Below are 26,922 nucleotides of genomic sequence, written 5' to 3'. Positions count from 1 at the left end.
ACCCGGCGGCGCTCTGCCGACATCCTCCTCACCACCTCCAAGACAGCGGGGAAGGCAGCGGGAGGACAACGGAAGGACAGCGGCGAGGCGGAGGGAGGCAGCTGTGAGAAAGGGGGAGGGCGGCGGACCGCCCTGCGCTCCCCTCCCCGCCTCACTTTTGTCACCGCCCGGCAGTACGGTGTCCCCCATGCGCCCCGACACGCCTGCCGAGAACGTCGACCACACCGCCGAAGCGGCACGCCTGGAGCGGACCGCCGGCCTGTACCCCGAGGACGCCGAGACCCTCCTCCTGCGGGCGGCGGCCCACCTGGAACTGTCCGGTGACCGTCCCGCGGCGACCACGGTCTACGACCGCCTGCTGAGCTCCGCGGGCGGCCTGGACGATCCCCACCTGGTGCGGGCCCTGAAGGCGTCCAACCTCTGGGAGTACGGCCACGAGGCGGAGGCAAGGGCGATCATCGAGGGCATCCGCACCACGGCCCCCCGCGACCCGGCCCCCTGGGTGATCGTGGCCGAGGCCCTCGAATCCCACGACGAGCTGGAGGCGGCGGCTCAGACCTTCACGGAGGCGGCGAACCTGCTCCTGCCGGGCTCCACGGAACCGTCCCCCGCCACCCACCCCGTCCTCTACGGCCGCCACCGCGTCCGCCGCATGCTGGGCCTCCCGCACGACGACTGGGACACCCTCGCCGACACCCTCCACACGTCCCCGGTCAGCCTGGACGAGCTCCACGACCCGAAACGCGTGTGGTCCCTGGGCTCGGACAACCCGGCGGAACTGGAGGCGGAGATCTCCCGCCTGCGAGCGGAACTGGGCGCCTACCGAGAGGCCCTCTCCCGCCCCTTCCCGGTGGCGGTCCTGCACTGGCCGGCCCCGGAACTGACGGAACTGCTGTCGACGTACCCGACCCTGACCTCGGAGTACCCGTCCCACGAGGCCCACCTGGCGACCATAGAGTCCTCCCTCCGCGAACTCTCCGCCTCCGGCACCCCGAACCTGGGCATCGTCACGGGCACGGTCCCGTCGTACGAGGCGTTCGCGGCCTCGGAGGGCGCGTCCCCGCACGACGCCACCCTGCTACCGCAGTACGCGACGACCTTGGCGGCCAGGGGGCGAGCGGTGGCTTGGCCGCCGCAGAGGGGGGCGGAGTGCTGGTGCGGCTCAACCCAGGGCTACGACGCCTGCCACGGGTCGTAGCAACGGCTCTGCCCGCCCCCTACGACTCCGCCCCATGCGGTGCCCGGATCGCCTGGGCCGCCCACTCGCTCCCCTTCTGCGCTGGAGCGGCAGATCCAAGGGCGGCCCGGGACTTCGGGTGGCGCCGGAACCGTTTTCGCCACACAACCTTCACTTGTCAGTGACTGCTGTTAGAACTGATCCATATCGGCGCGGATGAGCGCGCACGAGCGCCCGAAGGATCAGGGGGAAACAGCCGTGGCAGAACCGATGGGCCGGTCCGAGCCGATCGCGGGCGTCTACGAGAAGCTGATTACGCGAGACGTGCGCGACGAGTTGGCGCGATTTCAGACAGCCGGCTGGACAGCCATAGACGCCGAGGTCAGCGCGGAATCAGCGCCTCACGTCATGGCTCGCTACATCGGTGAAGCTGTAAGCCAAAGGCTGGCCCAACTTCCGGCTGGAGAGCGGGTCACGGTCGCGAACCGGATCCTCGAAGCAGTGGCCGCCGCAAGTGCACCTGAAGCGGGTGACGCCGACGAGATCAGCACCATCGTTGAGGGGCCACGCCAGCTACTGACCCTCGCGAGACAGGAGGCCCCAGGTGTGTACGCCTTGCGCCCCCTGACCCCCTTGTCCGAGACGTCACTCATCACCAACTCTCCAGAAGACCTCAGCCTCGGTGCCGAACTCAGGGCGGAGCTCGCCACGGCGGACCGCATTGACCTGCTCTGCGCGTTCGTGAAGTGGTATGGCATCCGGGTCCTCGAAGACTCACTGCGCGCCGCAAAGGAGAGAGGCGTACCGATCCGTGTCATCACGACCACCTACATCGGCGCCACTGACCGCCAGGCGCTCGACCGTTTGGTCCGGGACTTCGGTGCGACCGTCAAGGTGAATTACGAGATCCGTTCCACTCGGCTGCACGCCAAGGCTTGGCTGTTCAGGCGCAAAACAGGCTTTGACACCGCATACGTCGGCAGCTCCAACCTGTCGAAGGCGGCACTTCTCGACGGCCTGGAGTGGAACGTACGTTTGTCGTCCGTCGCGACACCTGCCGTATTGAACAAGTTCGAGGCAACCTTCGACGCGTACTGGAACGACATTGCCTTCGAAACGTACGACCCCGACCTACACAGCACACGTCTCGACGAAGCACTGGCCCTGGCGGGCGGCAGCACCTCTAGCGCCGATGCTCGGATCAGCCTTTCTGGGCTGGAGGTGCGCCCCTTCCCTCACCAGCGGGACATGCTGGAGCGGCTCACCGTCGAACGTGAGCTCCGCCAGCGGCACCGCAACCTTCTCGTCGCGGCGACCGGAACCGGAAAGACGGTGATGGCCGCACTGGACTACCGCAGTCTGTGCGGCACGTCGGAAGGCGGCCGACCGAGGCTGCTTTTCGTCGCCCACCGCAAGGAGATTCTCAAGCAGTCTCTACGCACCTACCGGGAGGTGCTGGACGACGCGTCGTTCGGAGAGCTCCTCCACGCGGGGCAGGATCCACGCGAGTGGAACCATGTCTTCGCCAGCGTCCAATCACTCAATGTTCAACGTCTCGAACAACTGGCTCCCGATCATTTCGACATCATCGTCATCGACGAGTTCCACCACGCGACGGCTACCACTTACCGAAGGGTCATCGACCACTTCACGCCAACGGAGCTGCTGGGCCTGACGGCCACCCCAGAGCGGATGGACGGCCTCAATGTCCAGGACGAGTTTTTCGGAGGCCGGATCGCCGCTGAAATGCGGCTCTGGGAAGCCCTGGAGAACGACCTGCTCTGCCCCTTCCACTACTTCGGTATCCCGGACGGCACGGACCTGACGAACCTTGGCTGGCAGAAGGGTTCATACGCGGACCAGGAACTGGACAACCTCTACACGGGCAACCATGCGCGGGCCCGGATCGTCGTGAAGCAGATCCGCGACAAGGTCTCCCATCCAGGCGGCATGCGGGCGCTGGGCTTCTGCGTGTCCAAGGCACACGCCCACTTCATGGCGGACTTCTTCCGCCAGGTCGGCTTCAAGGCAGTGGCCCTCGACAGTGACTCGCCCTCCGGTGTGCGCTCCCAAGCACTGACCGACCTTCGGGACAACAAGCTCCAAGTGATCTTCTCGGTCGACCTGTTCAACGAGGGACTCGACATCCCTGACGTCGACACCCTGCTCCTTCTCCGTCCCACCAACAGCGCGACGGTGTTCCTACAGCAGCTGGGCCGCGGGCTGAGGAGAACCGAATCGAAGCCCGTGCTCACCGTCCTCGACTTCATCGGGCAGCATCGAGCCGAGTTCCGCTTCGAAGAGCAGTTCCGTGCCCTGACCAATCTGTCGCGGAACCGACTCCTCGATCACATCGAGCACGACTTCCCCCAGTTGCCGTCCGGTTGCCAGATCATCTTGGAGGGCAAGTCGAAAGAGCTCGTCCTCAACAACATCCGGACACAGCTGGGTGCCACCGTGAAGACGCTGGTGAAGGAGGCCAGGACCTATGGCACGCCACGCCTCGCCGACTACCTTCGGGAGAGCCGCCGGGAGATCAAGGAGCTGTACAAGAGCGACAACTCCTGGACCTCGGTCCTACGCCGCGCCGGACTGGTCGACGAACCCGCACCCCACGGGGAAGCCGCGCTTCTCAAGCGGGTCCACGCCTTCCTGCACGTGGACGACACGGCGCGCGCGGACGCCTACCTCCGTCTCCTCCAGGACGATGCTCCGCTGTACGAGGAATTGAGCCCCACGGACCAGTCCTACGCCCGCATGCTGTTCTTCAACCTCTGGGACAACGCAGGTGGCTTCACCAGCTTCCAGCAGGGGCTGGAGTCGCTGCGTACCCAGCGAGCGCTCCGGGACGAGCTACGGCAGGTGATTGCGCACGTCGTCGAGGAAGCAGACCATTTCCCCATCCCATTGTCTGCCCCCCTCAGCAAGGTGCCACTGAAGGTTCACAGCGCCTACAACCGCTCTGAGATCCTCGCCGCCCTCGGAGTGGCTCGTTTCGGCGGCCAAATGCCCCGTTCCTTTGCACAGGGCGTGCAATGGGTCGAGGCACTCCAAACGGACGCTCTGCTCGTCACGTTGGACAAGAACGAGAAGGACTTCTCACCCACCATCCGGTACAAGGACTACGCGTTGAGCCCCACGCTCTTCCACTGGGAGTCCCAGAACGCGATAGCCGCCGACTCCCCCACCGGCCTGCGTTACCAGCACCATAGTGCTCGCGGCAGCCACGTTCTTCTGTTCATGCGACGCTACAAGAACACCGACATAGGCAAGTCTCAGCCGTGGATGCTCCTCGGGCCGGCCACATACGAGCACCACACTGGCAGCAAGCCGATGGCCATCACATGGCGTCTGGAGCATGAGCTTCCAGCCGACGTATGGACCTACGCAGCCATCAACGCAGGCTAGTTGGCCAAACTTGGCCGTCAGTCCAGTCAGCTAACGTCAAGGTTGGGCATACCGTCGATCCCCCCTGGGCTCCTGACCACACGAGCAGAGATGAACGGACTGTTCGGAGCTTGGTGCGTGGCGAGATGAGAAGCTGGACCGGGCGGGGGATGAGCGGTAGCTGAGCTCGCCGGAAAGGCGGCGGGCGCCGCCCCTTTGGGATGGCGCCCGGAGTTCGGGTGCTTGTCAGGCCGCTGCCGCCAGTTCCGCACGGCCGAAAAGCAGGGCGTAACCCGCAGGGAGCTGGGCCAGGACGTCGGTGGTCAGGGTTTCGCCCAGGTGGGTCGAGAGGACGCTCAGGACCGAGCTGACGTCCCAGCGGGCCGTGGCCGGGGTCGAACCCTCGATGCGGGTCGCCACCGCGTCGACGAACTCGCGTGCCGTCAAGGGGTGGGCCGCGGGGATCTGGGATGCGATCAGACGGCCCGCCTCGGGCGGCAGGGCCTGGGCCAGGGCCACCCGTTCGTCGCCGGTGACGTGGCCTCCCAGGGCGGCGAGGACGGTGCGGGTGATGTGGTCCGCCTCCGCCCTCGTCGGGTACTGGCCCGCCTCGCGCACCGCCTCGGTCAGCTCCAGCCAGCCGGCGTCCTCGGCCGTCTCCCGGGTGCGGGGGCGTAGCGACGAGGTGGGGGCGGGGATGGTCGTTCTCGGCTGCGGGGTCGTCACGGTCATCGGGGTGGCTCCTCCTCCGGGACACTTCGGGGCACCGACAAGCCCGGTACCCCGTAATGCGGGGGACATGAGCGGGAGTTCGGCCAATGTGCGGCATGTGGTGTCATGCGACGTGTGGTGCCCTCGGCAAGGTGAGGTGGGATGGGGTGGGGTGGGGGTGGGGGGCGTGATGGTGTGGGGGCCACCGGCATGGCACGGGGCGGCGGATCGGGGGTGCCGTGTCGTGTGGACGCGTCCCGGTTTCGCTCGGCCTCGGGACGCGTCCGTGACTTCGGGGGCAGCAACCGGGCCGGTGCCGGGCCGGCGGCCGGATCGGTGTCGGGCCGGGCCGGCGCCGGGCCGCCGTCAGCCGCTGAGCTGCTTGCGGTCGCCGCCGCTGCTGCCGCCGCTGATCTGGATGCGGCGCGGCTTGGCCCGCTCGGCCACCGGGATGCGCAGAGTGAGGACACCCGCCTCGTACGAAGCGTCGATGCGGTCGCTGTCAAGGGTCTCGCCCAGGAACAGCTGGCGGGTGAAAGTGCCCTTGGGGCGTTCGGCGACCAGCATCTCCGCGCCCTCGGGGGCCGGGCCGCGTCGCTCCGCGCGGACGTTGAGGACGTTGCGCTCGACGTCGAGCTCGATCGTCTCGGGGTCGATGCCGGGGAGGTCGAAGTGGACCAGGAAGTCGTCCCCGGAGCGGTAGGCGTCCATCGGCATCGCCGACGGGCGGGCCTCGGTGCCGAAGACCTGCTGCGCGAGGCGGTCGAAGTCGCGGAACGGGTCGGTACGCATGAGCATCACGGGTCACTCCTCTCTTCAGCGATTGGGTGCGATGCCCTACGCCTCTTTATATAGCCCACCACCGGAAAGTTGACAAGCCTCGACTCAGGTTGGCTACGTCCTCCGGCCTGCGCGTTAGCCTCAGGGCAGACATAAGGGATGACACACGGACACGAGGAGCACTCATGGCCAGGGTTCCCAGCGCGGTCGTCGCCGCCACCGGACTCGTCGGCGGCTACGGCGTCGCCCGCTGGACGAAGAAGCGGCAGCTGGGCGGTGCGGTCCTGGCCGTCGCCGGTGCCGCGGCCGCGCAGCAGTGGCGCGAGCGGGCCGGCGGGAAGGCGGCGGGTGCGCTGAGCGCCGCGTACGTGGCCGCCTTCGCCGGGTCCCACCCGCTCGCCAAGAAGGTCGGTGCCTGGCCGTCCGTCCTCGGTGTCGCCGGCGCCGTCGCCCTCGCCTCCTGGGCCGTCGCCGACCGCAAGGGCTGAGCAACCGTCCATCACCGGCGTCGACCCGCCTCACACACAGCGCCGACCGGCCGTGCGTGCCGCGGCGGGGGTCCTCAGCCGGTCTCGGAGGAGTTCTCGGCGCCCTGCCGGAAAGCCTTCCGGTACCCCTGCGGGCTCGTCCCCACCACCCGGCGGAACCGTTCCCGGAAGGCCGTCGGTGAGCCGAACCCCGTCTGGACGGCGATCCGTTCCACCGGGTGGTCCGTCGTCTCCAGCAGGTACTGGGCGCGCCGCACCCGCGCCCGGTGCAGCCACTGGAGCGGCGTCGTCCCGGTCTGGTCGCGGAAGCGGCGATTGAGGGTACGGGTGCTCAGGCCGGCCTTCGCCGCGATCTCGTGCAGCGCGAGGTCGCGGTCGCAGTGGTCCTCCAGCCAGCGCAGCAGGGGCTCCAGGGTCGCGCCGGCCGGGGCCGGGGGCAGGTCATGGACGATGAACTGCGCCTGCCCGCCCTCCCGTTCCAACGGCATCACGGACAGCCGTGCCGCGTGCGCGGCGACGGCCGAGCCGAAGTCCCTGCGGATCATGTGCAGGCACATGTCCAGTGCCGCCGCCGCGCCCGCCGACGTCAGGAACTGGCCGTTGTCGACGTACAGGACGTTCGGATCGACGGTCACCTTCGGGTACAGTGCCGCCAGCCGGCCGGCCGCGACCCAGTGCGTCGTCGCGCGCAGCCCGTCCAGCAGGCCCGTCGCCGCGAAGAGGAACGCGCCCACGCAGATCGACGCGATGCGCGTGCCGTTCGCCGCCGCCGAGCAGAGCGCTTCGGCGACCCCCGGCGGCAGCGTCTCCGGCGGTTCCGCCACCCCCGGCAGGATGATCGTGTCGGCCTCCGCCAGCGCGTCCAGGCCGTACGGCGCCCGCACCGTGAAGGCACCGGCGCTCACCTCGTCCCACACCGAGCACACCCGCACCCGGTACGGCTCCCGGCTGTCGGGCAGTCGCGCCCGGCCGAAGGTGTCGACGGGGGCGGAGAGGTCGAACGGGATGACGCCGTCCAGCGCCAGTACGGCCACAGTGTGCATGGCAGGAAGATAGGCGTACGACGGATTGTCGCCAATCGTGCGGCAGCGGCAGCGGGTGCCCGCAACCGTGCGGCAGCGGCAGCGGCAGCGGGTGACGGTGTCCGCAACCGTGCGGCAGCAGCAGCGGCAGCGGCAGCGGGTGACGGTGTCCGCAACCGTGCGTCGGCCTACGGAGAACGGCGTCTGCGGCACGCGGTGGCGGGCGGCGGGAGTGACGTAACGGTGGCGGGAGTGAGGGGAGTGGCGGGAATCCGTTGATCAGTGGCAATCTCGCCACTGTCGCGGGAGTCCCGTCGCCCCTACCGTCCTCCCGTGACCAAGTTCCTGCTCGCCGTCCACGTCATCGCCGCGATACTCGCCGTCGGTCCCGTCGCCGTCGCCGCCAGCATGTTCCCGCCCGCGGCCCGCCGGGCCCTGGCCGCCGGGCCCGACGACCCCGGTGCCACCGAAACGCTGCGTCTGCTGCACCGGATCTGCCGCGTGTACGCCGTCGTCGGCGTCGTCGTCCCGGTCTTCGGGTTCGCCACCGCGAGCCGGATGGGGGTGCTCGGCAGCACCTGGCTGATCGTGTCGATCGCGCTGACCACACTCGCCGTGCTGGTGCTCGCCGCGCTCGTCCTGCCCACCCAGAGCGCATTCGTCGAGGGCGACGGTACGGCCGCCGTGACCGCCCGGCTCGCGATGTTCACCGGGTTGTTCAACCTGCTGTGGGCCGCCGTGACGGTCCTGATGATCGTCCGGCCGGGCTCCACCACCGGCGCCTGACAGACCGGGCACCGACACCGACACCGGCACCGGCACCGGCACCGGCAAGCTCAGCCGAGGCACCGGCGCCTCAAGGCGCCGGCACCGTCGGGGGCGGTACCGGCGTCGGCACCGTCAGCCGAGCACCGGCAGCCGCGGTATCGGCACCAGCGCCATCAGCCGAGCACCGGCAGCCGCGGCACCAGCACCGGCACCGGCACTGGCACCGGCGCCGTCACGGACTGCTCGCCGCCGGCGGTGCCGTAGGACCACGGCCCGGCCCCCGACCAGGCCCCCGGGACGCGCTCCGCGTCGCCGCCTTGGCCCGGCTCGCCACCGCCGTCAGCGGACGGGCGATGTCCTCCAGGGACCGGCGTTCGGCCCGTACCGCCAAGAACGCCGCCACCAGCCCGGCCACGCACATCAGCGTCGCGCCGACGCAGAAGGCGAGGACCGTGTCGCCGACCTTGCCGGTGCTCGTGAGGTCGGCGAACAGCAGCGGCCCGCTGATACCACCGGCCGCCGTGCCGAGGGCGTAGAAGAAGGCGATGGACATCGCCCGCGTCTCCATCGGGAAGATCTCCGACACCGTGAGGTAAGCGCTGGACGCGCCCGCAGAGGCGAAGAACAGCACCACGCACCAGCAGGCGGTCAGCGTGGTCGCGCTCAGCGAACCCCGGCCGAACAACCACGCCGTCCCGAACAGGAGCACACCCGAGAGCAGATACGTCCCGGAGATCATCACCCGCCGGCCCACCGTGTCGAACAGCTTGCCCAGCAGCAACGGGCCGCAGAAGTTGCCGACCGCGATCACCGCGAAGTAGTAGCCGGTGTGATCGGACGGCACGTCGAAGAACTTGGTCAGAATCGCGCCGAAGCCGAAGGTGATCGCGTTGTACAGGAACGCCTGTCCGACGAAGAGGGAGAAGCCGAGCACCGCGCGCTTGCGGTACTGGCCGAAGACCGTGCGGGCGATCTCCAGGAACGACACGCTCTTGCGCTGGTGGATCTCCAGCTCGCCCCGCGGCTCGGGCAGCCGCTCACTCTTCTCCGCCTCCACCTGCCGCTCGATACCGGTGACGATCTCCTCCGCCTCCCGGTCCCTGCCGTGGATCAACAGCCAGCGCGGGCTCTCCGGGACATGCCGCCGTACCAGGAGGATGACGAGCGCCAGGACGGCGCCCAGGGCGAACGTCAGCCGCCAGCCGACGTTCGCGGCCACCAGGTCCGTGTTCAGCGCGACGATCGACAGCAGCGAACCGCCGACCGCGCCCAGCCAGAAGCTGCCGTTGATCATCAGGTCGACCCGGCCGCGGTAGTCGGCCGGGATCAGCTCGTCGATCGCGGAGTTGATCGCCGCGTACTCACCGCCGATGCCGAAGCCGGTCAGGAAGCGGAACGTGAAGAACCACCACGCCTCCCAGGAGACGGCCGTCAGAGCCGTCGCGGCGAGATACACCGCCAGCGTGATCATGAAGAGCTTCTTGCGGCCCCACCGGTCCGTGAGGCGACCCCAGAACAGGGCACCGACACAGGCACCGGCCACATACAGCGCGGCGGCCACACCGGTGACCTGGGCTGAGGAGATCGACAGGCCACTGCCCGGCTCCGACAGCCGGCTGGCGATGTTGCCGACGACCGTGACCTCCAAGCCGTCCAGGATCCACACCGTGCCCAGGCCGATGACGATCGTCCAGTGCCAGCGTGACCAGGGCAAACGGTCCAGCCGAGCAGGAATGTCGGTGGTGATGGTCCGGCCGGTCTCGGCCTCGGCTGCGCTCATGGGCTCCCTCCTCGCCGAAGGACGGGTACCGGGTGCCCGGACCTGCTCGAAATAGACCGGAGACAGCCCGGCCGGGGCCGGCCCTTCCCACGGAACAGCCCCGCCGGACCTCCCCGCGAAACAGCCCGGCGGGGCGTCCGCCCGGAACACCTGCTGGGTCTCCCCGTGGAACCGCCCGACCGGACCTCCCCCGGAACCGCACACCCCGCCCCTGGCCCCCGCCCCAGCCCCGGCCCCCGGCCCCCGCCCCAGCCCCGGCCCCCGGCCCCGGCCCCGGCCCGAACGCCGTCAGGCCCCCAGCCCGCGCGACACCGCGTAGATCAGTACCCCCGCCAGCGACCCCACCACCGTGCCGTTGATCCGGATGAACTGCAGGTCACGGCCGATGTGCGCCTCGATCTTCCGGGTGGTGTGCTCAGCGTCCCAGCCGGCCACGGTGTCCGTGATCAACGACGTGATCTCCTTGCGGTACGTCGTCACGACGTGCACCGCCGCACCCTCCACCCACCGGTCGACCTTCCCCTGCACCTTCGGCTCCGTCGCCATCCGCGCACCCAGCGACAGCAGCGCGGCCCGCACCCGCTGCCGCAACTGGCTGCGCTCGTCGTCCGCCGCCGCCACGATCATCGACCGCACGGCCGACCACGTGGACCCGATCAGGTCCTGCACCTCGCCCCGGCCCAGCACCTCACCCTTGAGCCGCTCCACCCGCGCCCGCGTGTCCGTGTCGGACTGAAGGTCGGAGGCGAAATCGGTGAGGAAACGGTCCAGCGCGCCACGGGCCGGATGCGAGGGCATGTCCCGCATCTCGGTGACGAACCGCAGCAACTCCTTGTAGACCCGCTCACCGACCTTCCGGTCCACGAACCGCGGCGTCCAGCCGGGCGCACCGCCCTCCACGGCCACCATCACGTCGTCCCGGTGCAGCACCAGCCAGTCGTGCGCACGGGCCACCACCAGATCCACCGCCCGCCGGTGCCCGCCGTCGGCAACGATCTTCTCCAGCGTCTTGCCGATACCCGGCGCGATCTCCTGGGCGTTCGCCCGCCGGGTGATCGCCTCGCCGACGACCGCCTGCACATCCGAGTCACGCAGCACGGTCAGCGCCCCACGCAACGCCGTGGCCAGTTCCGCCGTGACCCGGTCCGCGTGCTCCGGCTCCGCCAGCCAGGCGCCGAGCCGGCTGCCGATACCGACCGCGCGCAGCCGCTGCCGCACGACGTCCTCGGAGAGAAAGTTCTCCCCCACGAACTCACCCAGCGACACACCCAACTGATCCTTCTTCGTGGGGATGATCGCCGTGTGCGGAATGGGCAGCCCCAGCGGATGCCGGAAGAGCGCGGTCACGGCGAACCAGTCGGCGAGGGCACCGACCATGCCGGCCTCGGCAGCCGCCGCCACATACTCCGCCCACCCCCCGGCACCCTCGTGCGCGGCGAACTTGGCCAGGACGTAGACCACCGCCACGAACAACAGCAGACCCGTCGCCGTGAGCTTCATGCGCCGCACCCCGCGCCGGCGCTCCTCGTCGGCCGGGGTGAACGCCGTCATCGTCCGGTACGACCCGACCCGCCCCGGTGTTCCCGTCTCGGTAGGTTCCATCAGCTCCACCCGTTCGGTGATCCCGCCCACAATTGTCCCTTCCTGACCGACTCCCGGAACGGAACACGAGTTCCCGACGTCTGTCTGAACGGGAGTAATGGCAGGGTCCTGTCAGGTCTCCCCGACCCATGACGCATCATGGGTCCAGCATGATCGGAGCCTCGGGCTCCCCTCTCCGAGGAGAACCCCCACAAGCATGGCCAAGCATCATGGTTATGCCGTCCTGAGCGCACTCGTCGCGCTGGTCGTGGCCCTGTCCACCGCCATCTACGTCACCGTCGCCGCCGACGACGGCACCCCCCGCGGCACCCTCGCCGACACCCGCCCACCCCACGGCTCCGCCGCCCCCGCCTCCACCGGCACCTGGGTCGGCACCTGGGCCACCGCACCCGTCGGCGGCGAACCCGGCACCGAGGTGACCGGCCTGGCAGGCCGCTCGGTCCGCAACGTGGTGCACGCCAGCACCGGCGGTACGAGTGCCCGCGTCACGCTGTCCAATCTCTACGGCCAGTCACCCCTCACCCTCACCCACGCCTCCCTCGCCCTCTCCACCGGCGACGGCACCGCGGCCGCAACCGCCGAAACGATGCGGCGCCTCACCTTCAACGGCCGCACCGGCATCGTCATACCCGCCGGCGCACAAGCCGTCAGCGACGCCGTACGCCTGGCCGTCCCCCACGGCGCCGACGTCCTCGTCACCACCTACTCCCCCACCCCGTCCGGCCCGGTCACCTACCACCCGCACGCCCGGCAGACCTCGTACCTCGCCACCGGCGACCGCGCCGAAGACCCGACCGGCACCCCGTACACCGAACAGACCCCCTACTGGCGCTACCTGACGGCCCTCGACGTCCTCAGCAACGAAGCCGCCGGCACCGTCATCGCCTTCGGCGACTCCATAACCGACGGCATCACCTCCACCACCGGCGCCAACCACCGCTGGCCCGACATCCTCTCCGGCCGACTGCACAACGCCCTGGAGAACGGCGAACAACTGCCGCGCTACAGCGTCGTCAACGAAGGCATCAGCGGCAACCAGGTCCTCGCCGACGGCCTCGGCCGACCCGCCGAGAACCAGAGCGGCCTCGGCCGCTTCGGCCGCGACGCGCTCTCCCACCCCGCAACCAAGGCCGTCGTCATCGACCTCGGCGTCAACGACATCCTGCGCAACCCCCGGCTCGCCGACCCCGACCGCATCCTCACCGGCCTGCGCACCCTGGTCCGCCAAGCACACGCCCGCGGCCTCAAGGTCGTCGGCGCCACCCTCATGCCCTTCAAGGGCCACCGCGGCTACACACCCGCCAGGGAAGCCGTACGACAGCAGATCAACGCAGAGATCCGGGCCGGCAGCGTGTACGACGCCGTCGTCGACTTCGACAAAGCCCTCAAGGACCCCTACGACCCGCGCCGACTGGGCCCCGCGTACGACTCCGGCGACCACCTGCACCCCAGCGACCTGGGCTACCGCACCATGGCCGAGGTCTTCGACCTGCGCACGCTCGACGGCGCGGGGCAGGCGGAGCTGTGACCGGGCGGCGAGGAATACTGGCGGACATGACCCGCCTGATCCTCGCCACCCGCAACGCCGGAAAGATCACCGAGCTCAGGGCGATCCTCGCCGATGCCGGACTGCCGCACGAACTCATCGGCGCCGACGCCTTCCCCGAGATCCCCGACGTCAAGGAGACCGGCGTCACCTTCGCCGAGAACGCCCTGCTGAAGGCCCACGCCCTGGCCCAGGCAACCGGCCTGCCCGCCGTCGCCGACGACTCCGGCCTCTGCGTCGACGTCCTCAACGGCGCCCCCGGCATCTTCTCCGCCCGCTGGGCCGGCCGCCACGGCGACGACAAGGCCAACCTGGACCTGCTGCTCGCCCAGATCTCCGACATCGCCGACGAGCACCGCGGCGCCCACTTCGCCTGCGCGGCGGCCCTGGCACTGCCGGACGGCACGGAGCGGGTGGTCGAGGGGCAACTGCGGGGCGTCCTGCGGCACGCCCCCGCCGGCACGAACGGCTTCGGCTACGACCCTGTCCTCCAGCCGGAGGGCGAGACCCGCACGTGCGCCGAGCTGAGCCCGGACGAGAAGAACGCGATCAGCCACCGGGGCAAGGCGTTCCGGGCGCTGGTGCCGGTGGTGCGGGAGCTGCTGGGCTGAGGGCACGAAAAAAACGACCTGCGAGTCGTCCTTCGATTCGCAGGTCGCCCCGGTGCGGCGGAAGGGATTCGAACCCTCAAGCCCGATCAAGGGCCACAGATCCTAAGTCTGCTGCGTCGCCGTTGCGCCACCGCCGCTAGCCGCCTGCCATCGTACCGGGAGTTGCTCGCCGCCTTCCGCCGCCCCTGCACCAGGTACTCGTGATCGCATGGCAGTTGGGGCAGAGCAGCCGGAGGTTTCCGCGCCGGTCATCACTCCAGTCGCCATTGATGTGGTCGACCTCCAGCGTCATCGGTCTCCCGAGCCACTCCGGCCCGACGCCGCAGTCGGCACACTCCTCCGGGACGCCCACCTGGCGGAGCGCACGGCGCAGCAAGTCGGTCCGTGTCCGGCGCTGACCGTCGTGCTCGACCAGAACGTCCTCCGGGCGCTTGGTGCAGTCCGGGCGAGTCCTGCCTCGGCTGTGTGCCTGCCCCAGGAAGTGACCGGTCGAGATGCCGTCGTGGACGATCCACTGACGCAGCGACGCGCGCTGCTTGCCGGTATCGGGGCGTCCGAGACGGCGAAGCGTCTGGGCGATGGAGACCGACCCGGCGACCGCCACACGTAACTCCTCGGGCGCGGGGCGAGCTTGCCCGCCCCGATCGGAAAAGTGCGAGATGTCGATGCCGAAGTGCGCGAACCGTCGGGCCAGGTAGCGGCGCAGTTTGCCCCGGTAAGTGTCGGTGACGGAATGGCAGTTGGGGCAGAGGAAGCGAAGGTTTTCGATCCGGTTGTCCCGCCAGTTGCCGTCGATGTGGTCCACCTCCAGCCGGAGCGGACGGCCCCGCCACACCGGCTCCGTACCGCACCGGGTGCAGCGCTCCGGCGTGCCGACGGACGTCATCGCCCACCTGAGCCGGTCGCTCTGGACGCGCCGGGCCTGGCCGGCGGGTTGCTCCGCGAGCAGCGCCTCCCGCGTCCGGGACCGCCGGGGCTTTACCCGCCGCGTCGGCACCTGGAAGTGCGAGGTGTCGATCCCGTACGCCCTGATCCGGCGGCTGATGTGCGTGTGATGGCCGCCGACCACCTCCAGGCCGAGACGGCGCAGCACCTCCCCCATGTTCGTGGAGGCGGCCACCGCCCCTTCGAGCACCTGCCTCGTCCACTTCACCCCCTCCCGCTCGAAGTGGGAGACGTCCACCCCCAGTTTCTTCATCCGGGCGAGCACGTACCGCCGCGTCGGGCTCCGCGGATCCACCCCCAGTCTCTCCAGTGCCTGCGTCAGCGTTCGTGCTCCGCGAGCCGCCCTTTCCAGGCGGTCCTCGGTGTACGCACTGGCCCCCATCGAGCCCCCTCCGTTCCGGGCATGCGTTCGTTTCCCGTACGGAGTAACGAACGGGATATCGGACAGTCACGCGGGAACAAGAGGAAGCGGCCCGCACCAGTCATCCCGGTGCGGGCCGCCGACGGCTGCGGGGAGGGCTCAGATGCCCAGGTCCTTGATGATCTTCGCTACGTGGCCCGTGGCGCGGACGTTGTAGAGGGCGCGTTCGACCTTGCCCTCCTCGTCCACGACGATCGTGGAGCGGATGACGCCCATGTACGTCTTGCCGTAGTTCTTCTTCTCTCCGTAGGCGCCGTAGACCTCGGTGACCTTCTTGTCGGGGTCGGCGAGGAGGGTGACCTTCAGGGATTCCTGCTCGCGGAACTTCGCCAGCTTCTCCGGGCTGTCCGGCGAGATGCCGATGACGTCGTAGCCGGCGGAGGCCAGGATTTCCAGGTTGTCGGTGAAGTCGCACGCCTGCTTGGTGCAGCCGGGGGTAAGGGCAGCGGGGTAGAAGTAGACGATGACCTTGCGGCCCTTGTGGTCCGACAGGGACACGTCGTTGCCGTCGGCGTCGGGGAGGCTGAAGGCGGGGGCAACGTCCCCGGGCTGGAGTCGCTCGCTCATCGGACCAGCGTAACCGGGGGGCCTTGCGGTGCGGTGCGGCCATGAGCTGACAGACTGTTCGGAACAGCATCAGAAGACTTCGGAGGCCGTACGGTGGCGGACACGTCGGACACCAGAACCCCGGCGCAGATCGAGGCGGACATCAAGCGCCGCCGTGAAGTGCTGGCCGAGACGCTCGACGAGATCGGGGTGCGGGTGCATCCGAAGACCATCGTCGGGGATGCGAAAGCCAAGGTCATCGCCAACGTCGATCACACGGTCGGACGGGCGTACGTGCAGGTCAACCGGATGGTGAGCGATGTCCGGGCACGATTCGTGGATGACGAGGGGGCACCCCGGCTGGAGCGGGTCGTGCCCGTGGCGCTCGTCGTCGTGGGGGTCGTGGGGCTGCTCACCCTCGGGGCCCGGCGGCGCCGGGACTGACCGGGACAGGTAGGTTCGAGGCGTGAGCGCCAACAGAAACGAGCACAGCACCCCCCACCACGAGAAGCTGCCCATCCGGATGCTGCACGACCGGGTTCTGGTGCGGCAGGAGACCGGTGAGGGTGAGCGGCGGTCGGGGGGCGGCATTCTGATCCCCGCCACCGCGGCGGTCGGGCGGCGGCTGGCCTGGGCCGCGGTCGTCGCGGTCGGTCAGAACGTACGGACGGTGGAGCCCGGCGACCGGGTCCTGTTCGATCCGGAGGACCGGGCGGAGGTGGAGGTGCGGGGCGTGGCGTACGTGCTCATGCGCGAGCGTGACCTGCACGCCGTGGCCGCGGACCGGTTCGAGGGGTCGGAGGACTCCACGGGGCTGTACCTCTGACGCGGGGGTCGTAGCCGCGAAGTGACGGCGAAGAGGGCCGGTGACGATGGTCACCGGCCCTCTTCGCCGTGTGTTTGTTAGGTTCGGAAGGAGCCCGACGAGACGCGCCGTACCGGGTCGAAGGCAAAGACGACGCATTCGGAGTCAAGTCGTCGTTCGTCTCGGAGGTGCCCGTCGTGGCCTGGGTTCTGCTTGTCGTCGCCGGTCTGCTGGAGGTCGGCTGGTCGATCGGGATGAAGTACAGCGAGGGTTTCACCCGGCTGGTCCCGAGTCCGCTCACCGGCGCCGGCATCGTCGCCAGCATGGTTCTGCTGTCGTACGCCGCGAAGTCCCTGCCCATCGGTACGGCCTACGGCGTGTGGGTGGGTATCGGCGCGGCCGGTGCGGCGGTGCTCGGCATGGTGGTGCTGGGTGAGCCGGTCACCGCCGCCCGCATCTTCTTCGTGTGTCTGCTGCTGGTCGCCGTGGTGGGGCTGAAGGCGACCAGCGGTCACTGAGTCGTCGGCCGACGGTCACCGGGGCGTCGGGTCACTGAGCCGTCGGCCGACGGTCACCGAGTCGTCGGGTGACTCGGTCATCGGGTCGCCTGGGGCCTCAGGTGCCGGGGCTCAGGTGCCGGGGCCGCCTCCGGGGCCGCCTCCGGGGCCCGCGGCCGTGCCCGTGGTACCGCCGGCGTCCGTGTTCCCTCCTGGGCCGCCGCCACCGGTGGTCGGTCCGCCGCCGGTCGTGTCGCCGCCGGTGGTCGGTCCGCCGTCGGTGGCCGTGCCGCCGTCCGTGGTGGTGCCACCGTCCGTGGTCGTGCCCCCGTCCGTGGTGGTGCCGCCGTCGGTGGGGGTGCCCCCGTCGGTGGTGGTGCCGCCGTCGGTGGGAGTGCCGGTGGTGGTGCCACCGGCGGTCGGGGTGGCGGTCGCGCCGCCGGTGTCCTGGCCGCCGTCGGTGGTGGTGCCGCCGGTGTCCTGGCCGGCGTCGGTGCCGGGCTGGGGCGTGCCGGTGGCGGGGGGCTCCTGGATCTGGTCGGCGCCCTCTTCGAGCTGGAGGTCGAACTCGCCGACCGGCTTGCCCTTCAGCGCGTCGCGCGTGTACTGGGCCCAGATCTGGGTGGGCGGCCCGCCGCCGTTCATACGGGCCGCGCCGAGGGCTCCGTACAGCGGCACGTGCTTGGCCGTCACCGGGTCCTGGCCCATGACGGAGACCACCGTGGCGAGGTCGGGGGTGTAGCCGGCGAACCAGGCGGCGGTGTCGCTCTCGGCGGTGCCGGTCTTGCCGGCCGCCGGACGGCCCGCGGCCTGCGCGGCGGTGGCGGTGCCGCTCTCGACCACGCTCTGCAGGACGGAGGTGGTGGTGTCGGCGGCCTCTCGGCTGACGGCCTGCTTGACCGGCTGGTCGGGCAGCCTGATCTCGTTGGTGCCGTCCTTGGTGATCTTCTCGACCAGCGTGTACGTGCCGTGCTTGCCGTGGTTGGCGAGCGTGGCGTACGCCTCGGCCATCTCCAGGACGCTGGCGTTGGCGGTGCCGAGGGCCATGGACGGGGACGGGTAGAGGTCCGGGGTGTCGGCGGGGATGCCGAGGTCGACCGCGGTCTGCTTGACCTTGTCGGGGCCGACGTCGGCGGCCATCTGCGCGTACACCGAGTTCACGGACAGGTCGGTGGCCTTGCGGACGGTGATCGGCCCGTACGACTTCTGGTCCTCGTTCTCCGGGTTGTACGGCGTGCCGCTCCAACCCTGGACGAGCCGCTTGTTGGTGCCGTCGTAGATGGTGTTCGGGGTGATCGTCCGGCCGTCCTGGGTGGTCGAGCCGTTCTGCACGGCGGAGGTGAACACGAACGGCTTGAACGTGGAGCCGACCTGGAAGTCACCGCGGGTCGCGCCGTTGGTGTACTGCTTCACGTAGTCGATGCCGCCGTACATCGCGACGATCTTGCCCGTCTTGGGGTCGACGGAGGCGCCGCCGGCCCGGACGTAGGTGTCGGCCTTGCGGTTCTTCTTGTCCAGCTTGGACATCAGCTGGTCGTCGACCGCCTTGACGAAGGCGTCCTGCCGGTTCTTCTGGATGGTGGTGGTGATGCGGTAGCCGCCGACCGCGAGGTGGTCGGCGTCGATGATGTTGTTGCTGGTCAGGTACTGCTTGACCGCCTCGACGAGGTAGCCGCGCTGGCCGGACATGCCGGTGGAGACGGTCTGCTCCTTGGGCATGGGGAACTTCATGCCGGCCCGCTTGGACCCGCTGAGCCAGCCTTCCTTGACCATGCCGTCCAGCACGTAGTTCCAGCGGGCGAGGGCCGCCTTCTTGTTCTCCGGGTGGGCTACGACGTCGTACTCGCTGGGTGCGTTGACGAGCGCGGCGAGGTAGGCGGCGCGGGCCGGGTCGAGGTCGGCGGCGTCCCTGCCGTAGTAGGCCTGGGCGGCGGCCTGGATGCCGTAGGCGTTGCGGCCGAAGTAGCTGGTGTTGAGGTAGCCCTCGAGGATCTCGTCCTTGGACTTGTTCCGGTCGAGCTTGATCGAGATGAAGAATTCCTTGGCCTTGCGGGTGACCGTCTGTTCCTGGGCCAGGTAGTAGTTCTTCACGTACTGCTGGGTGATCGTCGAGCCGGACTGCTTGCCCTTGCCGGTCGCGGTGTTCCAGCCGGCGCGGAGCATCGCCTTGGGGTCGATGGCGGACTCGGTGTAGAAGTCACGGTCCTCGGCGGCCAGTACGGCGTGCTGGGCGTCCTTGGAGACCTGGGCGAGGCTGACGCTCTCGCGGTTGACCTCGCCGTCGCGGGCCAGCTGTGAGCCGTCGGCGTAGAGGTAGACGTTGCTCTGCTTGGTCGCGAACGCGTTGGCCGGGGGGATCTTGACCAGGGAGTAGCCGAGGAAGAAGAGGCCGATGAGCAGCAGTACGCCGATGAAGAAGGTGCCGATCACCATGCGCCAGGTGGGGAAGATCCGTCGCCAGCCGGTCCGCTTGGGCCGCTTGCCCTTCTTCGCGTTCTTCGCCTTGGTGCCCTTGCCCGCGGCGGTCTCGCCGTCGGCGGCGGCGAGGGCGGTGGTCCTGTCCTGGCCGGCGTCGGGCTGTGCGGTGGCGCCGTCCGCGGCGCGGGACGCGGCGGCCCCGCCACCGGCCTTGCCTGCCTGAGCTCCGGCAGCGGCGGCGGCAGGCACGGCACCGGCCTTGGCGGCCTGCGCACCCGCTCCGGCGCCAGCTCCCGCACCGGCTCCGAGACCGGCGGCAGCTCCCGCCCCGGCGCCGGCGGCAGCTCCGGCACCGGCTGCGCCCGCCGCGCGTGCGGCGCGGGCGGCCCGTGCGGCGGCCGGGGAGGACGGGGCGGCGGCGCCGGGCGTGCCGGGCGCGTCGGCAGCGGTGGCGCCGGTGGCCTGGGCGGCACGGTTCTGGCCGCCGGGGCGGGGGACGCCGGTGCCAGGAGTGCCGCCGGTGCGAGGGGTGTGGCCGGTGCGGCCGGTGGGGTTCGTGTCGGTTGCCGGGGAGGCCGCCGCGGCCTTCGCCCCGGTCCCGCCCGGCTCACCCGCGCGGGGCGCGCCGACCCGTCGGAGCACCTGGGTGGTCTCGGGGGCCTGCTCGGTCCCGGAACCGTGGGCGGCACCGCCCGCCGCCTTGCCGGAACCACGGGCGGCCCCCGCCGCCTTGCCGGAGCCACGGGAAGCGCCGCCCTGCCCGGCACCGGCCGGCGAGGCAGCACCGGCCGCGGCATCGGCCGGCGAGGCAGCACCGGCCGCGGCACCGGCCGCCGTGGCAGCACCGGCCGCGGCATCGGCCCCCGGGGCAGCCCCGGATGCCGCACCGGACCGGGCCTGTCGGCCCGCCTTGCCGGCCCCGGCCTCCGGGGAGGTCTGGGGCCCCCTGGGCGGGGTGATACGCCGAAGCACCTGGGTACTCTCGGCCGCCGGGGTCTCGCCGGAGCCGGTCGGGACCTGAGGGGCGGCGGGCTTCCTGGTGCCGGGGGTCTGGCCCGGGGCGGAGGCACCACCGGGAGCCTTGCCGGAGGCGGGGGCGCCGCCGGAGCCCGAAGCACCGCCGGACACCGGGTCGCGGTCGGCTGCCTGGGCCCCCGGCGCCGAAGGCCGACCGGGCGCCGAAGCCGCACCCGACACCGGACCACGGCCGGGCGTCGAGGCACCGCCGGGAGCCGGTCCGCGGCCGGGCTTCGCGGGGCCGTCGGACAGTGCGCCTCCGTTGGTACCCGTCGTGTCCGCGGGGCGCGTCCGCTCCGTGCGGGCGCCGTGGGCCGCCTGGCGGGCACGGGCCATGGAAGCCGTCCGGTCCTGCGCCGCCGAGTCCGGCCGCTCGGAGTCGGCCGCGGACGCCGCACCTGCCCGGCCGGTGTCGTCGCGGGGTGTCACGGGCGAGCGGCCGGTGTCGTCGCGGGGTGTCACGGGCGAGCGGCCGGTGTCGTCGCGGGGTGTCACGGGCGAGCGGCCGGTGGCGGGCCGGGTGGTGCTGCTCGTGCCGTCGCTGCTGTCACGCCGGGCGTTCCCCTCCCCGTCGGCCTCCGGGGCCCGCCGGGGGCGCTCGGAGTGGCTTTCAGGCCGATGGGTGGCCTTCTCCCCGTGGCCCCCCGGGGTCCCGGGCCCTTCAGCCGGCAGCGGCTTTTCCGGCGCCACGCCTTCGTTCGGCTGCTGCGGCTGCGGCTCGTCGCTCATGTCGTGCACGGACTCCTGTTTTCAGCGTCGTACGTTCCCGTACGCCTCGTACGCTTCTGCGCTCCCCCTGTTTGAAGACTCTCGCACCAGGCGTTCCGTTCCCGGATTCCAGCACGGTTCCGGCCGGAAAACCCATGGCCGGCCGTCGGGCCTCCGGACTAGGCTCCTGCGCTTCGGTGTCGAGCGGTCCGAGGAGGTCGACTGGCGTGGGCGCGGGACGGTTGTACGCGGCCGTCGCGGCAGGGGGATTCAGACGGTACGCGACCTACCGGGCCGCCACTGCGGCAGGGGTCTTCACGAACACGGTCTTCGGACTGATCCTCGTGTACACGTATCGCGCCCTGTGGGACGAGAAGCCGCACCTCGGCGGGTACGACCAGGCACAGGCCATGACCTAGGTCTGGCTCGGGCAGGCATTTTTGTCGACGCTCGCGCTCGGGGGTGGCGGCGTCGAGGACGAGTTGATGGAACGCATCCGTACGGGGGACGTGGCCGTCGACCTGTACCGTCCGGCCGATCTTCAGCTGTGGTGGCTGGCGGCGGATCTCGGCCGGGCGTTCTTCCAGTTGCTGGGCCGGGGGCTGGTGCCGTTCGTGTTCGGCGCGCTGTGCTTCCCGGTGTACCTGCCGGCCGACGCCGGCACCTGGGCGGCGTTCCTGGTCGCGGTGTTCCTCGCGATGCTCGTCGGCTTCGGTATCCGCTATCTGGTGGCGCTGAGCGCGTTCTGGCTGCTGGACGGCACCGGTGTGGCGCAGATGGCCTGGCTGACGGGGTATTTCTGTTCGGGGATGCTGCTGCCGCTGAACGTCTTCCCGGGCACGCTCGGCGAGATCGTCCGGTTCCTGCCGTGGTCGTCGCTGCTTCAGGCGCCGGCGGACATTCTGCTCGGGCAGGGTGATCCGCTGTCCACCTATCTCTTCCAGGTGGTCTGGGCGGCGGCGCTGCTGGGTGCCGGGCGGCTGGTGCAGTCGGCGGCGACGCGCCGGGTGGTGGTGCAGGGTGGCTGAAGGGGGTCCGGTGGCGCCGGGGACGCGGGCGGGCCGGCCGGCCCGGGGCACACGGACGTACCGGCCGGCCGAGGGGGTACGGACGTACCGGCTGGTCGCGGCGATGTGGGTGCGGTCCACGATGGCCTATCGCACGTCGTTCATCATGACCACGTTCGGGAACTTCGCGGCGACCTTCCTCGATTTCGTCACGATCATGCTGATGTTCTCCCGGGTGGACGCGCTGGGCGGTTACCCGCTGCCGGAGGTGGCGTTCCTGTACGGGCTGTCCGGGGTCGCCTTCGGGCTGGCGGACCTGGTGATCGGGTCGATGGACCGGCTGGGCCGGCGGCTGCGGGACGGCACGCTGGACACGCTGCTGGTGCGGCCGGCGCCGGTGCTGGCGCAGGTGGCGGCCGACCGGTTCGCGCTCAGGCGGCTGGGCCGGGTGACGCAGGGGGCGCTGGTGCTGGGCTGGTCGCTGACCCGGGTGGACATCGACTGGACGGCGGACAGGCTGCTGCTGCTGCCGGTGACGGTGGTGAGCGGCTGCGGGATCTTCTGCGCGGTGTTCGTGGCGGGGGCGGCGTTCCAGTTCGTGGCGCAGGACGCCTCGGAGGTGCAGAACGCCTTCACGTACGGCGGTACGACGCTGTTGCAGTATCCGCCGACGGTGTTCGCGAAGGAGCTGGTGCGCGGGGTGACCTTCGTGCTGCCGCTGGCCTTCGTCAACTGGCTGCCCGCGACCCACATGCTGGGGCGGCCGTACCCGTTGGGGCTGCCGGAGTGGCTGGCGTGGGCTCCGCCGCTGGTGGCGGCGGGGTGTTGTGCGCTGGCGGGGCTGGCCTGGCGGGCGGGACTTCGTTCGTACCGCAGCACAGGGAGTTAGCGTGAGTGAGTTCATCACACTGGAGCGGGTCGAGAAGGTCTTCGTGGTGCGCCGGAGGACCGGGTTCCTCAGGCGGGAGCGGCGCGAGGTGCGGGCGGTGGACTCGTTGTCGTTCACCGTGCCGCGCGGGGAGATGGTCGGGTACATCGGTCCGAACGGCGCCGGGAAGTCGACCACGATCAAGATGCTGACCGGGATCCTGACGCCGAGTGCCGGGCGGCTGCGGGTGGCGGGCGTCGATCCGTCGCGGGAGCGGATGCGCCTCGCGCACCGGATCGGGGTGGTGTTCGGGCAGCGGACCACGCTGTGGTGGGACCTGCCGCTGATGGATTCCTACCGGTTGGCGCACCGCATGTACCGGATCCCGGACGCCCGTTACCGGGAGAACCTGGACCGTCTGGTGGAACTGCTGGAACTGGGCGACCTGTTGGACGTGCCGGTGCGGCAGCTGTCGCTGGGGCAGCGGATGCGTGGGGACATCGCGGCGGCGTTGCTGCACGATCCGGACGTGCTGTACCTGGACGAGCCGACGATCGGTCTGGACGTCGTGTCGAAGGCCAAGGTGCGCGGCTTTCTGCGGGAGTTGAACGCCGAGCGGGGTACGACGGTGCTGCTGACCACGCACGACCTGCAGGACATCGAGCAGTTGTGCTCGCGGGTGATGGTGATCGACCACGGGCGGCTGGTGTACGACGGTCCGCTCGCGGGGCTGCACGAGGTCGGGGAGAGCGAACGGACGCTGGTGGTGGACCTGGAGCGGGAGCTGCCGCCGGTGGAGGTGCCGGCGGCGCGGGTGGTGAGGGTGGAGGGGCCGCGGCAGTGGCTGGCGTTCCCGGCGGGGCAGTCGGCGGCGCCGGTCGTCGCGCATCTGGCGGCCCGGTATCCGCTGGTGGACCTGTCGGTGCGGGAGCCGGACATCGAGGCCGTCATCGCCAGGATGTACGCCGAGAAGGCGGTCTCGTAGGCTGCTGCCATGAGCGACGACGCAGCCCTGGACCTTCGGGCGTCCGATGGCGACCGTGATCGGGTCGCCGAGGTCCTGCGGGACGCCCTGGCCGAGGGCCGGCTCGACATGGCGGAGTTCGAGGAGCGGCTGGAGGCGGTCTACAGGGCGCGGACGTACGGTGAGCTGGCGCCGCTGACCCGTGATCTGCCGGCGGCCGGGGTGCCGGCGCCGCCGGTCCCGGTGTCCTTCGTGAAGGAGCCGGTGCGGGGCGGGGGTTGGGCGAGCCGGATCACCGGGGGCGGGGGGTCCTCGACGGGGGCGGTGGCGATCCTGTCGGGGTTCGAGCGCAAGGGCCGCTGGACGGTGCCGAAGCGGTTCTCCTGCTTCGCCTTCATGGGTGGCGGCGAGCTGGACCTGCGGGAGGCGGACTTCGCGGACCGCGAGGTCGAGATCAGCTGTGTGGCGATCATGGGCGGGGTGCAGGTGATCGTGGAGCCGGGGGTCGAGGTGGTGGTCCGCGGCATCGGCGTCATGGGCGGCTTCGAGCACCCGAGGGACGACGGGCCGGTCGAGCCGGACGCCCCGCGGGTGGTCATCAGCGGTCTCGCCTTCTGGGGCGGGGTCGGCGTGGAACGCAAGCTCCCGCGCGCCGAGCGACAGCGTCTGAAGGAGCAGCGCCGCCGGGAGCAGCGGGAACGCCGCGCGGAACGGCACGAACTGCACCGAGCCCGCCGGGAAAACCGCCACGAGCACCGAGAGCGCCGCCGGAACAAGGACTACTGACCAACTCCCCTACGGCGAACACCCCAAGAGTCACAGAGAAGCATCGGCCGGGGGGCGACGGGCACCAGCGGCATGCGCTCGCCGGCGCGGGCGCGCTGGGAGAACCAGATGATCTCGCTACCGTGTCACTGAGCGACACCCCCGAGGCCAACGCCCCCATGCACCACGGGCAACCGCCCAACTCCCCCGCGACCAACCCCCCAAAGGGGCGCGAGGAACTGCGCGACCAGCCACCACCCACCCGCAGCAAACAACGCCCCCCAGCCCCACAGCAACGACACAAGGACTACTGAGCGACACCCCCCAGGCCAACTCCCCCATGCACCACGGGCAACCACCCAACTCCCCCGCGACCAACACCCCAAAGGGGCGCGAGGAACTGCGCGACCGGCCCCCGACGACCCGCAGCAAACGGCGATGCCCAGCCCACTCCAGCCCCGCCCCGCGCTGCCCGCCCCGCCCCGCTGCCCGCCCCCGGATCTTTCCTCGGCGGCTACTACGACGTGCACACCTTGGTCAGTTCACCCGCCGCGGCGGTGACCGGCCTGACGTCCGGCGTGCGGTCGCCGTCCCTGATGGCCGTACGGACGTTGCCGACGGCCCCGGTCAGCTCGTCCACGGCCTTGTTGACGTCGGCGTCGTCCGTCTTGTCGCCGATCTTGCGCAGACTCTTCTCGATGGAGTCGAGCGAGGCGTCGGCCTGGGCGGGATCGTTGGCGGCGTTCTCCACGGCCTGCTGGAGGTCGGTGACGCTGTCGGCGATGGTGTCGGCGGTCTGGACGCAGTCCAGCGCCTTGTCCACGGCGTCGCAGCCGGTGGTCAGGCCGGCGGCGAGTACGGCGGCGGCCACGGCGGCGGCGATGGCGGTGACCCGGCCCCGGCGTGCGCGGCGGCTGGCGGACATCGTGGGTTCCCTCCCCTGGGACGACTGGCCGGGCGCACGCGCGTGGGCCGTGCGCCCGTACCCAGAGGGACGTCGGCAGGGCCCGGCGGGTTGCCCGGGCCTTGAGGGATTCTTTACGCGTTCGTGGCCGCCAGGGCAGCCTGCTGGATCACGGCCAGCTCGGTGCAGCCGGCGACGGCGAGGTCGAGCAGGGCGTTGAGTTCGTCGCGGGCGAACGGCTCGGCCTCGGCGGTGCCCTGGACCTCGACGAAGCGGCCGTCGCCGGTGCAGACGACGTTCATGTCGGTGTCGGCGCGCACGTCTTCCTCGTAGCAGAGGTCGAGCAGCGGGACGCCGCCGACGATGCCGACGGAGACGGCGCTCACGGTGCCGGTGAGCGGCTGCCGCCCGGCCTTGATCAGCTTCTTGCCCTGGGCCCAGGCGACGGCGTCGGCCAGTGCCACGTAGGCGCCGGTGATCGCCGCCGTGCGCGTGCCGCCGTCGGCCTGGAGGACGTCACAGTCGAGGACGATGGTGTTCTCGCCGAGCGCCTTGTAGTCGATGACGGCGCGCAGGGAGCGGCCGATGAGGCGGGAGATCTCGTGGGTCCGGCCGCCGATCTTGCCCTTGACGGACTCGCGGTCGCCGCGGGTGTTGGTGGCGCGGGGCAGCATGGCGTACTCCGCGGTGACCCAGCCCTCGCCGCTGCCCTTGCGCCAGCGCGGGACGCCCTCGGTGACGGAGGCGGTGCAGAAGACCTTGGTGTCGCCGAAGGAGATGAGGACGGAGCCCTCGGCGTGCTTGCTCCAACCGCGCTGGATGGTGACCGGGCGGAGCTGTTCGGGAGTACGGCCGTCGATGCGAGACATGGCAGGAGCCTAGCCGGACATGCGGAAGGGGCTCCTCCCACGCCGGGAGGAGCCCCTTTCCGGTGAACCCCAGGGCTCACATCATGTCTTCGATCTCCGCGGCGATCGGGTCGGCGTCGGTGCCGATGACGACCTGGATGGCGGTGCCCATCTTGACGACGCCGTGGGCGCCGGCGGCCTTCAGGGCGGCGTCGTCGACCAGCGAGGGGTCGGACACCTCGGTGCGGAGCCGGGTGATGCAGCCCTCGATCTCCTCGATGTTGCCGATGCCACCGAGCCCGGCGACGATCTTCTCAGCCTTGCTGGCCATGTTCCT

23 protein-coding genes, 1 tRNA gene, 3 pseudogenes and 1 riboswitch are annotated in these 26,922 nt (G+C 70.6%); of the genes and pseudogenes, 13 read left to right on the top strand and 14 right to left on the bottom strand.

Features of this window, described 5'->3' with window-relative positions; genetic code table 11:
- Positions 1–187 precede the first annotated feature (187 nt).
- Entirely contained in the window at positions 188–1,198 is a 1,011-nt protein-coding gene (locus ACIGYR_RS08025; protein WP_399596351.1) for a hypothetical protein, read from the top strand.
- A gap of 249 nt (positions 1,199–1,447) precedes the next feature.
- Positions 1,448–4,585: a DUF3427 domain-containing protein gene (locus ACIGYR_RS08020; protein ID WP_399596548.1), complete on the top strand. Its 3,138-nt coding sequence runs from the start codon at positions 1,448–1,450 to the stop codon at positions 4,583–4,585.
- 225 nt (positions 4,586–4,810) lie between these two features.
- Here the strand turns inward: ACIGYR_RS08020 and ACIGYR_RS08015 are convergent, their stop codons facing one another.
- A complete protein-coding gene (locus tag ACIGYR_RS08015) occupies positions 4,811–5,296 on the bottom strand; it encodes a DUF2267 domain-containing protein (protein WP_399596353.1) in 486 nt (161 codons plus the stop codon).
- 345 nt (positions 5,297–5,641) lie between these two features.
- Complete coding sequence (locus tag ACIGYR_RS08010; RefSeq protein ID WP_399596550.1) at positions 5,642–6,073, bottom strand: Hsp20/alpha crystallin family protein; 432 nt, start codon at positions 6,071–6,073, stop codon at positions 5,642–5,644.
- 167 nt (positions 6,074–6,240) lie between these two features.
- Here ACIGYR_RS08010 and ACIGYR_RS08005 point away from each other — a divergent pair, with 167 nt between their 5' ends.
- The gene (locus tag ACIGYR_RS08005) at positions 6,241–6,543 is read left to right on the top strand and encodes a hypothetical protein (RefSeq protein ID WP_391845143.1); all 303 of its coding nucleotides are present in this window, start codon (positions 6,241–6,243) and stop codon (positions 6,541–6,543) included.
- Positions 6,544–6,617: 74 nt separating this feature from the next.
- Here ACIGYR_RS08005 and ACIGYR_RS08000 read toward each other — a convergent pair whose 3' ends face one another.
- The gene (locus ACIGYR_RS08000; RefSeq protein ID WP_399596355.1) at positions 6,618–7,586 is read right to left on the bottom strand and encodes a GlxA family transcriptional regulator; all 969 of its coding nucleotides are present in this window, start codon (positions 7,584–7,586) and stop codon (positions 6,618–6,620) included.
- Between the two features lie 312 nt (positions 7,587–7,898).
- On the opposite strand from ACIGYR_RS08000, the gene ACIGYR_RS07995 reads away from it, so the two are divergent.
- Positions 7,899–8,351: a hypothetical protein gene (locus ACIGYR_RS07995; RefSeq protein WP_399596357.1), complete on the top strand. Its 453-nt coding sequence runs from the start codon at positions 7,899–7,901 to the stop codon at positions 8,349–8,351.
- Between the two features lie 214 nt (positions 8,352–8,565).
- On the opposite strand, the gene ACIGYR_RS07990 is transcribed toward ACIGYR_RS07995, so the two are convergent.
- A complete protein-coding gene (locus ACIGYR_RS07990; protein ID WP_399596359.1) occupies positions 8,566–10,113 on the bottom strand; it encodes an MFS transporter in 1,548 nt (515 codons plus the stop codon).
- A gap of 288 nt (positions 10,114–10,401) precedes the next feature.
- Entirely contained in the window at positions 10,402–11,715 is a 1,314-nt protein-coding gene (locus tag ACIGYR_RS07985; protein ID WP_399596360.1) for a DUF445 domain-containing protein, read from the bottom strand.
- Between the two features lie 196 nt (positions 11,716–11,911).
- Here ACIGYR_RS07985 and ACIGYR_RS07980 point away from each other — a divergent pair, with 196 nt between their 5' ends.
- On the top strand, positions 11,912–13,243 hold the full coding sequence (locus tag ACIGYR_RS07980; RefSeq protein ID WP_399596362.1) for an SGNH/GDSL hydrolase family protein: 1,332 nt from the start codon (positions 11,912–11,914) through the stop codon (positions 13,241–13,243).
- Between the two features lie 26 nt (positions 13,244–13,269).
- A complete protein-coding gene (rdgB, locus tag ACIGYR_RS07975; protein WP_399596364.1) occupies positions 13,270–13,872 on the top strand; it encodes an RdgB/HAM1 family non-canonical purine NTP pyrophosphatase in 603 nt (200 codons plus the stop codon).
- Positions 13,873–13,925: 53 nt separating this feature from the next.
- Here rdgB and ACIGYR_RS07970 read toward each other — a convergent pair.
- From ACIGYR_RS07970 to bcp, 4 genes and pseudogenes are all read right to left on the bottom strand, one after another.
- Positions 13,926–14,009 (bottom strand) — tRNA-Leu (locus tag ACIGYR_RS07970).
- Positions 14,009–14,566, bottom strand: coding sequence for an HNH endonuclease (locus tag ACIGYR_RS07965; RefSeq protein WP_399596552.1), 558 nt, complete (start codon positions 14,564–14,566; stop codon positions 14,009–14,011). The genes ACIGYR_RS07970 and ACIGYR_RS07965 overlap by 1 nt, the downstream gene beginning before the upstream one ends.
- Positions 14,567–14,578: 12 nt before the next feature.
- Positions 14,579–15,199, bottom strand: a pseudogene (locus ACIGYR_RS07960) (HNH endonuclease); the annotation flags it as partial.
- A gap of 138 nt (positions 15,200–15,337) precedes the next feature.
- Positions 15,338–15,805, bottom strand: a complete 468-nt coding sequence (gene bcp / locus ACIGYR_RS07955; protein ID WP_391845131.1) for a thioredoxin-dependent thiol peroxidase — start codon at positions 15,803–15,805, stop codon at positions 15,338–15,340.
- 93 nt (positions 15,806–15,898) lie between these two features.
- On the opposite strand from bcp, the gene ACIGYR_RS07950 reads away from it, so the two are divergent.
- The 3 genes from ACIGYR_RS07950 (at position 15,899) to ACIGYR_RS07940 (ending at position 17,107) form a co-directional block, all read left to right on the top strand.
- On the top strand, positions 15,899–16,228 hold the full coding sequence (locus tag ACIGYR_RS07950) for a DUF3618 domain-containing protein (protein ID WP_391845129.1): 330 nt from the start codon (positions 15,899–15,901) through the stop codon (positions 16,226–16,228).
- Between the two features lie 22 nt (positions 16,229–16,250).
- Positions 16,251–16,610 carry a GroES family chaperonin gene (locus ACIGYR_RS07945; protein WP_391845127.1) on the top strand — a complete coding sequence of 120 codons (360 nt, stop codon included), beginning with the start codon at positions 16,251–16,253 and terminating at the stop codon, positions 16,608–16,610.
- Positions 16,611–16,687: 77 nt separating this feature from the next.
- A riboswitch (guanidine-III (ykkC-III) riboswitch) is annotated at positions 16,688–16,749 on the top strand.
- A gap of 37 nt (positions 16,750–16,786) precedes the next feature.
- Complete coding sequence (locus ACIGYR_RS07940) at positions 16,787–17,107, top strand: DMT family transporter (RefSeq protein ID WP_399596366.1); 321 nt, start codon at positions 16,787–16,789, stop codon at positions 17,105–17,107.
- A gap of 111 nt (positions 17,108–17,218) precedes the next feature.
- Here ACIGYR_RS07940 and ACIGYR_RS07935 read toward each other — a convergent pair whose 3' ends face one another.
- Positions 17,219–20,146, bottom strand: coding sequence for a transglycosylase domain-containing protein (locus ACIGYR_RS07935; RefSeq protein ID WP_399596554.1), 2,928 nt, complete (start codon positions 20,144–20,146; stop codon positions 17,219–17,221).
- 1,310 nt (positions 20,147–21,456) lie between these two features.
- Here ACIGYR_RS07935 and ACIGYR_RS07930 point away from each other — a divergent pair.
- The 4 genes and pseudogenes from ACIGYR_RS07930 (at position 21,457) to ACIGYR_RS07915 (ending at position 24,854) form a co-directional block, all read left to right on the top strand.
- Positions 21,457–22,257, top strand: a pseudogene (locus ACIGYR_RS07930) (ABC transporter permease).
- A gap of 10 nt (positions 22,258–22,267) precedes the next feature.
- Positions 22,268–23,125, top strand: a complete 858-nt coding sequence (locus tag ACIGYR_RS07925; protein WP_399596367.1) for an ABC transporter permease — start codon at positions 22,268–22,270, stop codon at positions 23,123–23,125.
- Position 23,126: 1 nt separating this feature from the next.
- Positions 23,127–24,089, top strand: a complete 963-nt coding sequence (locus tag ACIGYR_RS07920; RefSeq protein WP_391845121.1) for an ATP-binding cassette domain-containing protein — start codon at positions 23,127–23,129, stop codon at positions 24,087–24,089.
- Between the two features lie 9 nt (positions 24,090–24,098).
- Complete coding sequence (locus ACIGYR_RS07915; RefSeq protein WP_399596368.1) at positions 24,099–24,854, top strand: DUF1707 domain-containing protein; 756 nt, start codon at positions 24,099–24,101, stop codon at positions 24,852–24,854.
- 38 nt (positions 24,855–24,892) lie between these two features.
- Here ACIGYR_RS07915 and ACIGYR_RS07910 read toward each other — a convergent pair.
- The 4 genes and pseudogenes from ACIGYR_RS07910 to ACIGYR_RS07895 all read right to left on the bottom strand — a co-directional run.
- Positions 24,893–24,976 (bottom strand): annotated as a pseudogene (locus ACIGYR_RS07910) (pep a2); the annotation flags it as partial.
- Between the two features lie 374 nt (positions 24,977–25,350).
- Positions 25,351–25,758, bottom strand: coding sequence for a hypothetical protein (locus ACIGYR_RS07905; RefSeq protein WP_399596370.1), 408 nt, complete (start codon positions 25,756–25,758; stop codon positions 25,351–25,353).
- A gap of 113 nt (positions 25,759–25,871) precedes the next feature.
- Positions 25,872–26,606, bottom strand: coding sequence for a ribonuclease PH (gene rph / locus ACIGYR_RS07900; RefSeq protein WP_391845116.1), 735 nt, complete (start codon positions 26,604–26,606; stop codon positions 25,872–25,874).
- Between the two features lie 76 nt (positions 26,607–26,682).
- On the bottom strand, positions 26,683–26,916 hold the full coding sequence (locus ACIGYR_RS07895) for a glucose PTS transporter subunit EIIB (protein WP_391845114.1): 234 nt from the start codon (positions 26,914–26,916) through the stop codon (positions 26,683–26,685).
- Between the last annotated feature and the right edge of the window lie 6 nt (positions 26,917–26,922).

The organism is Streptomyces sp. NPDC053076 (genome assembly GCF_044546845.1).
Lineage (GTDB): Bacteria > Actinomycetota > Actinomycetes > Streptomycetales > Streptomycetaceae > Streptomyces.
Note: the sequence above shows the minus strand (reverse complement) of the source record. Positions and strands in the feature narration are given on the sequence as shown.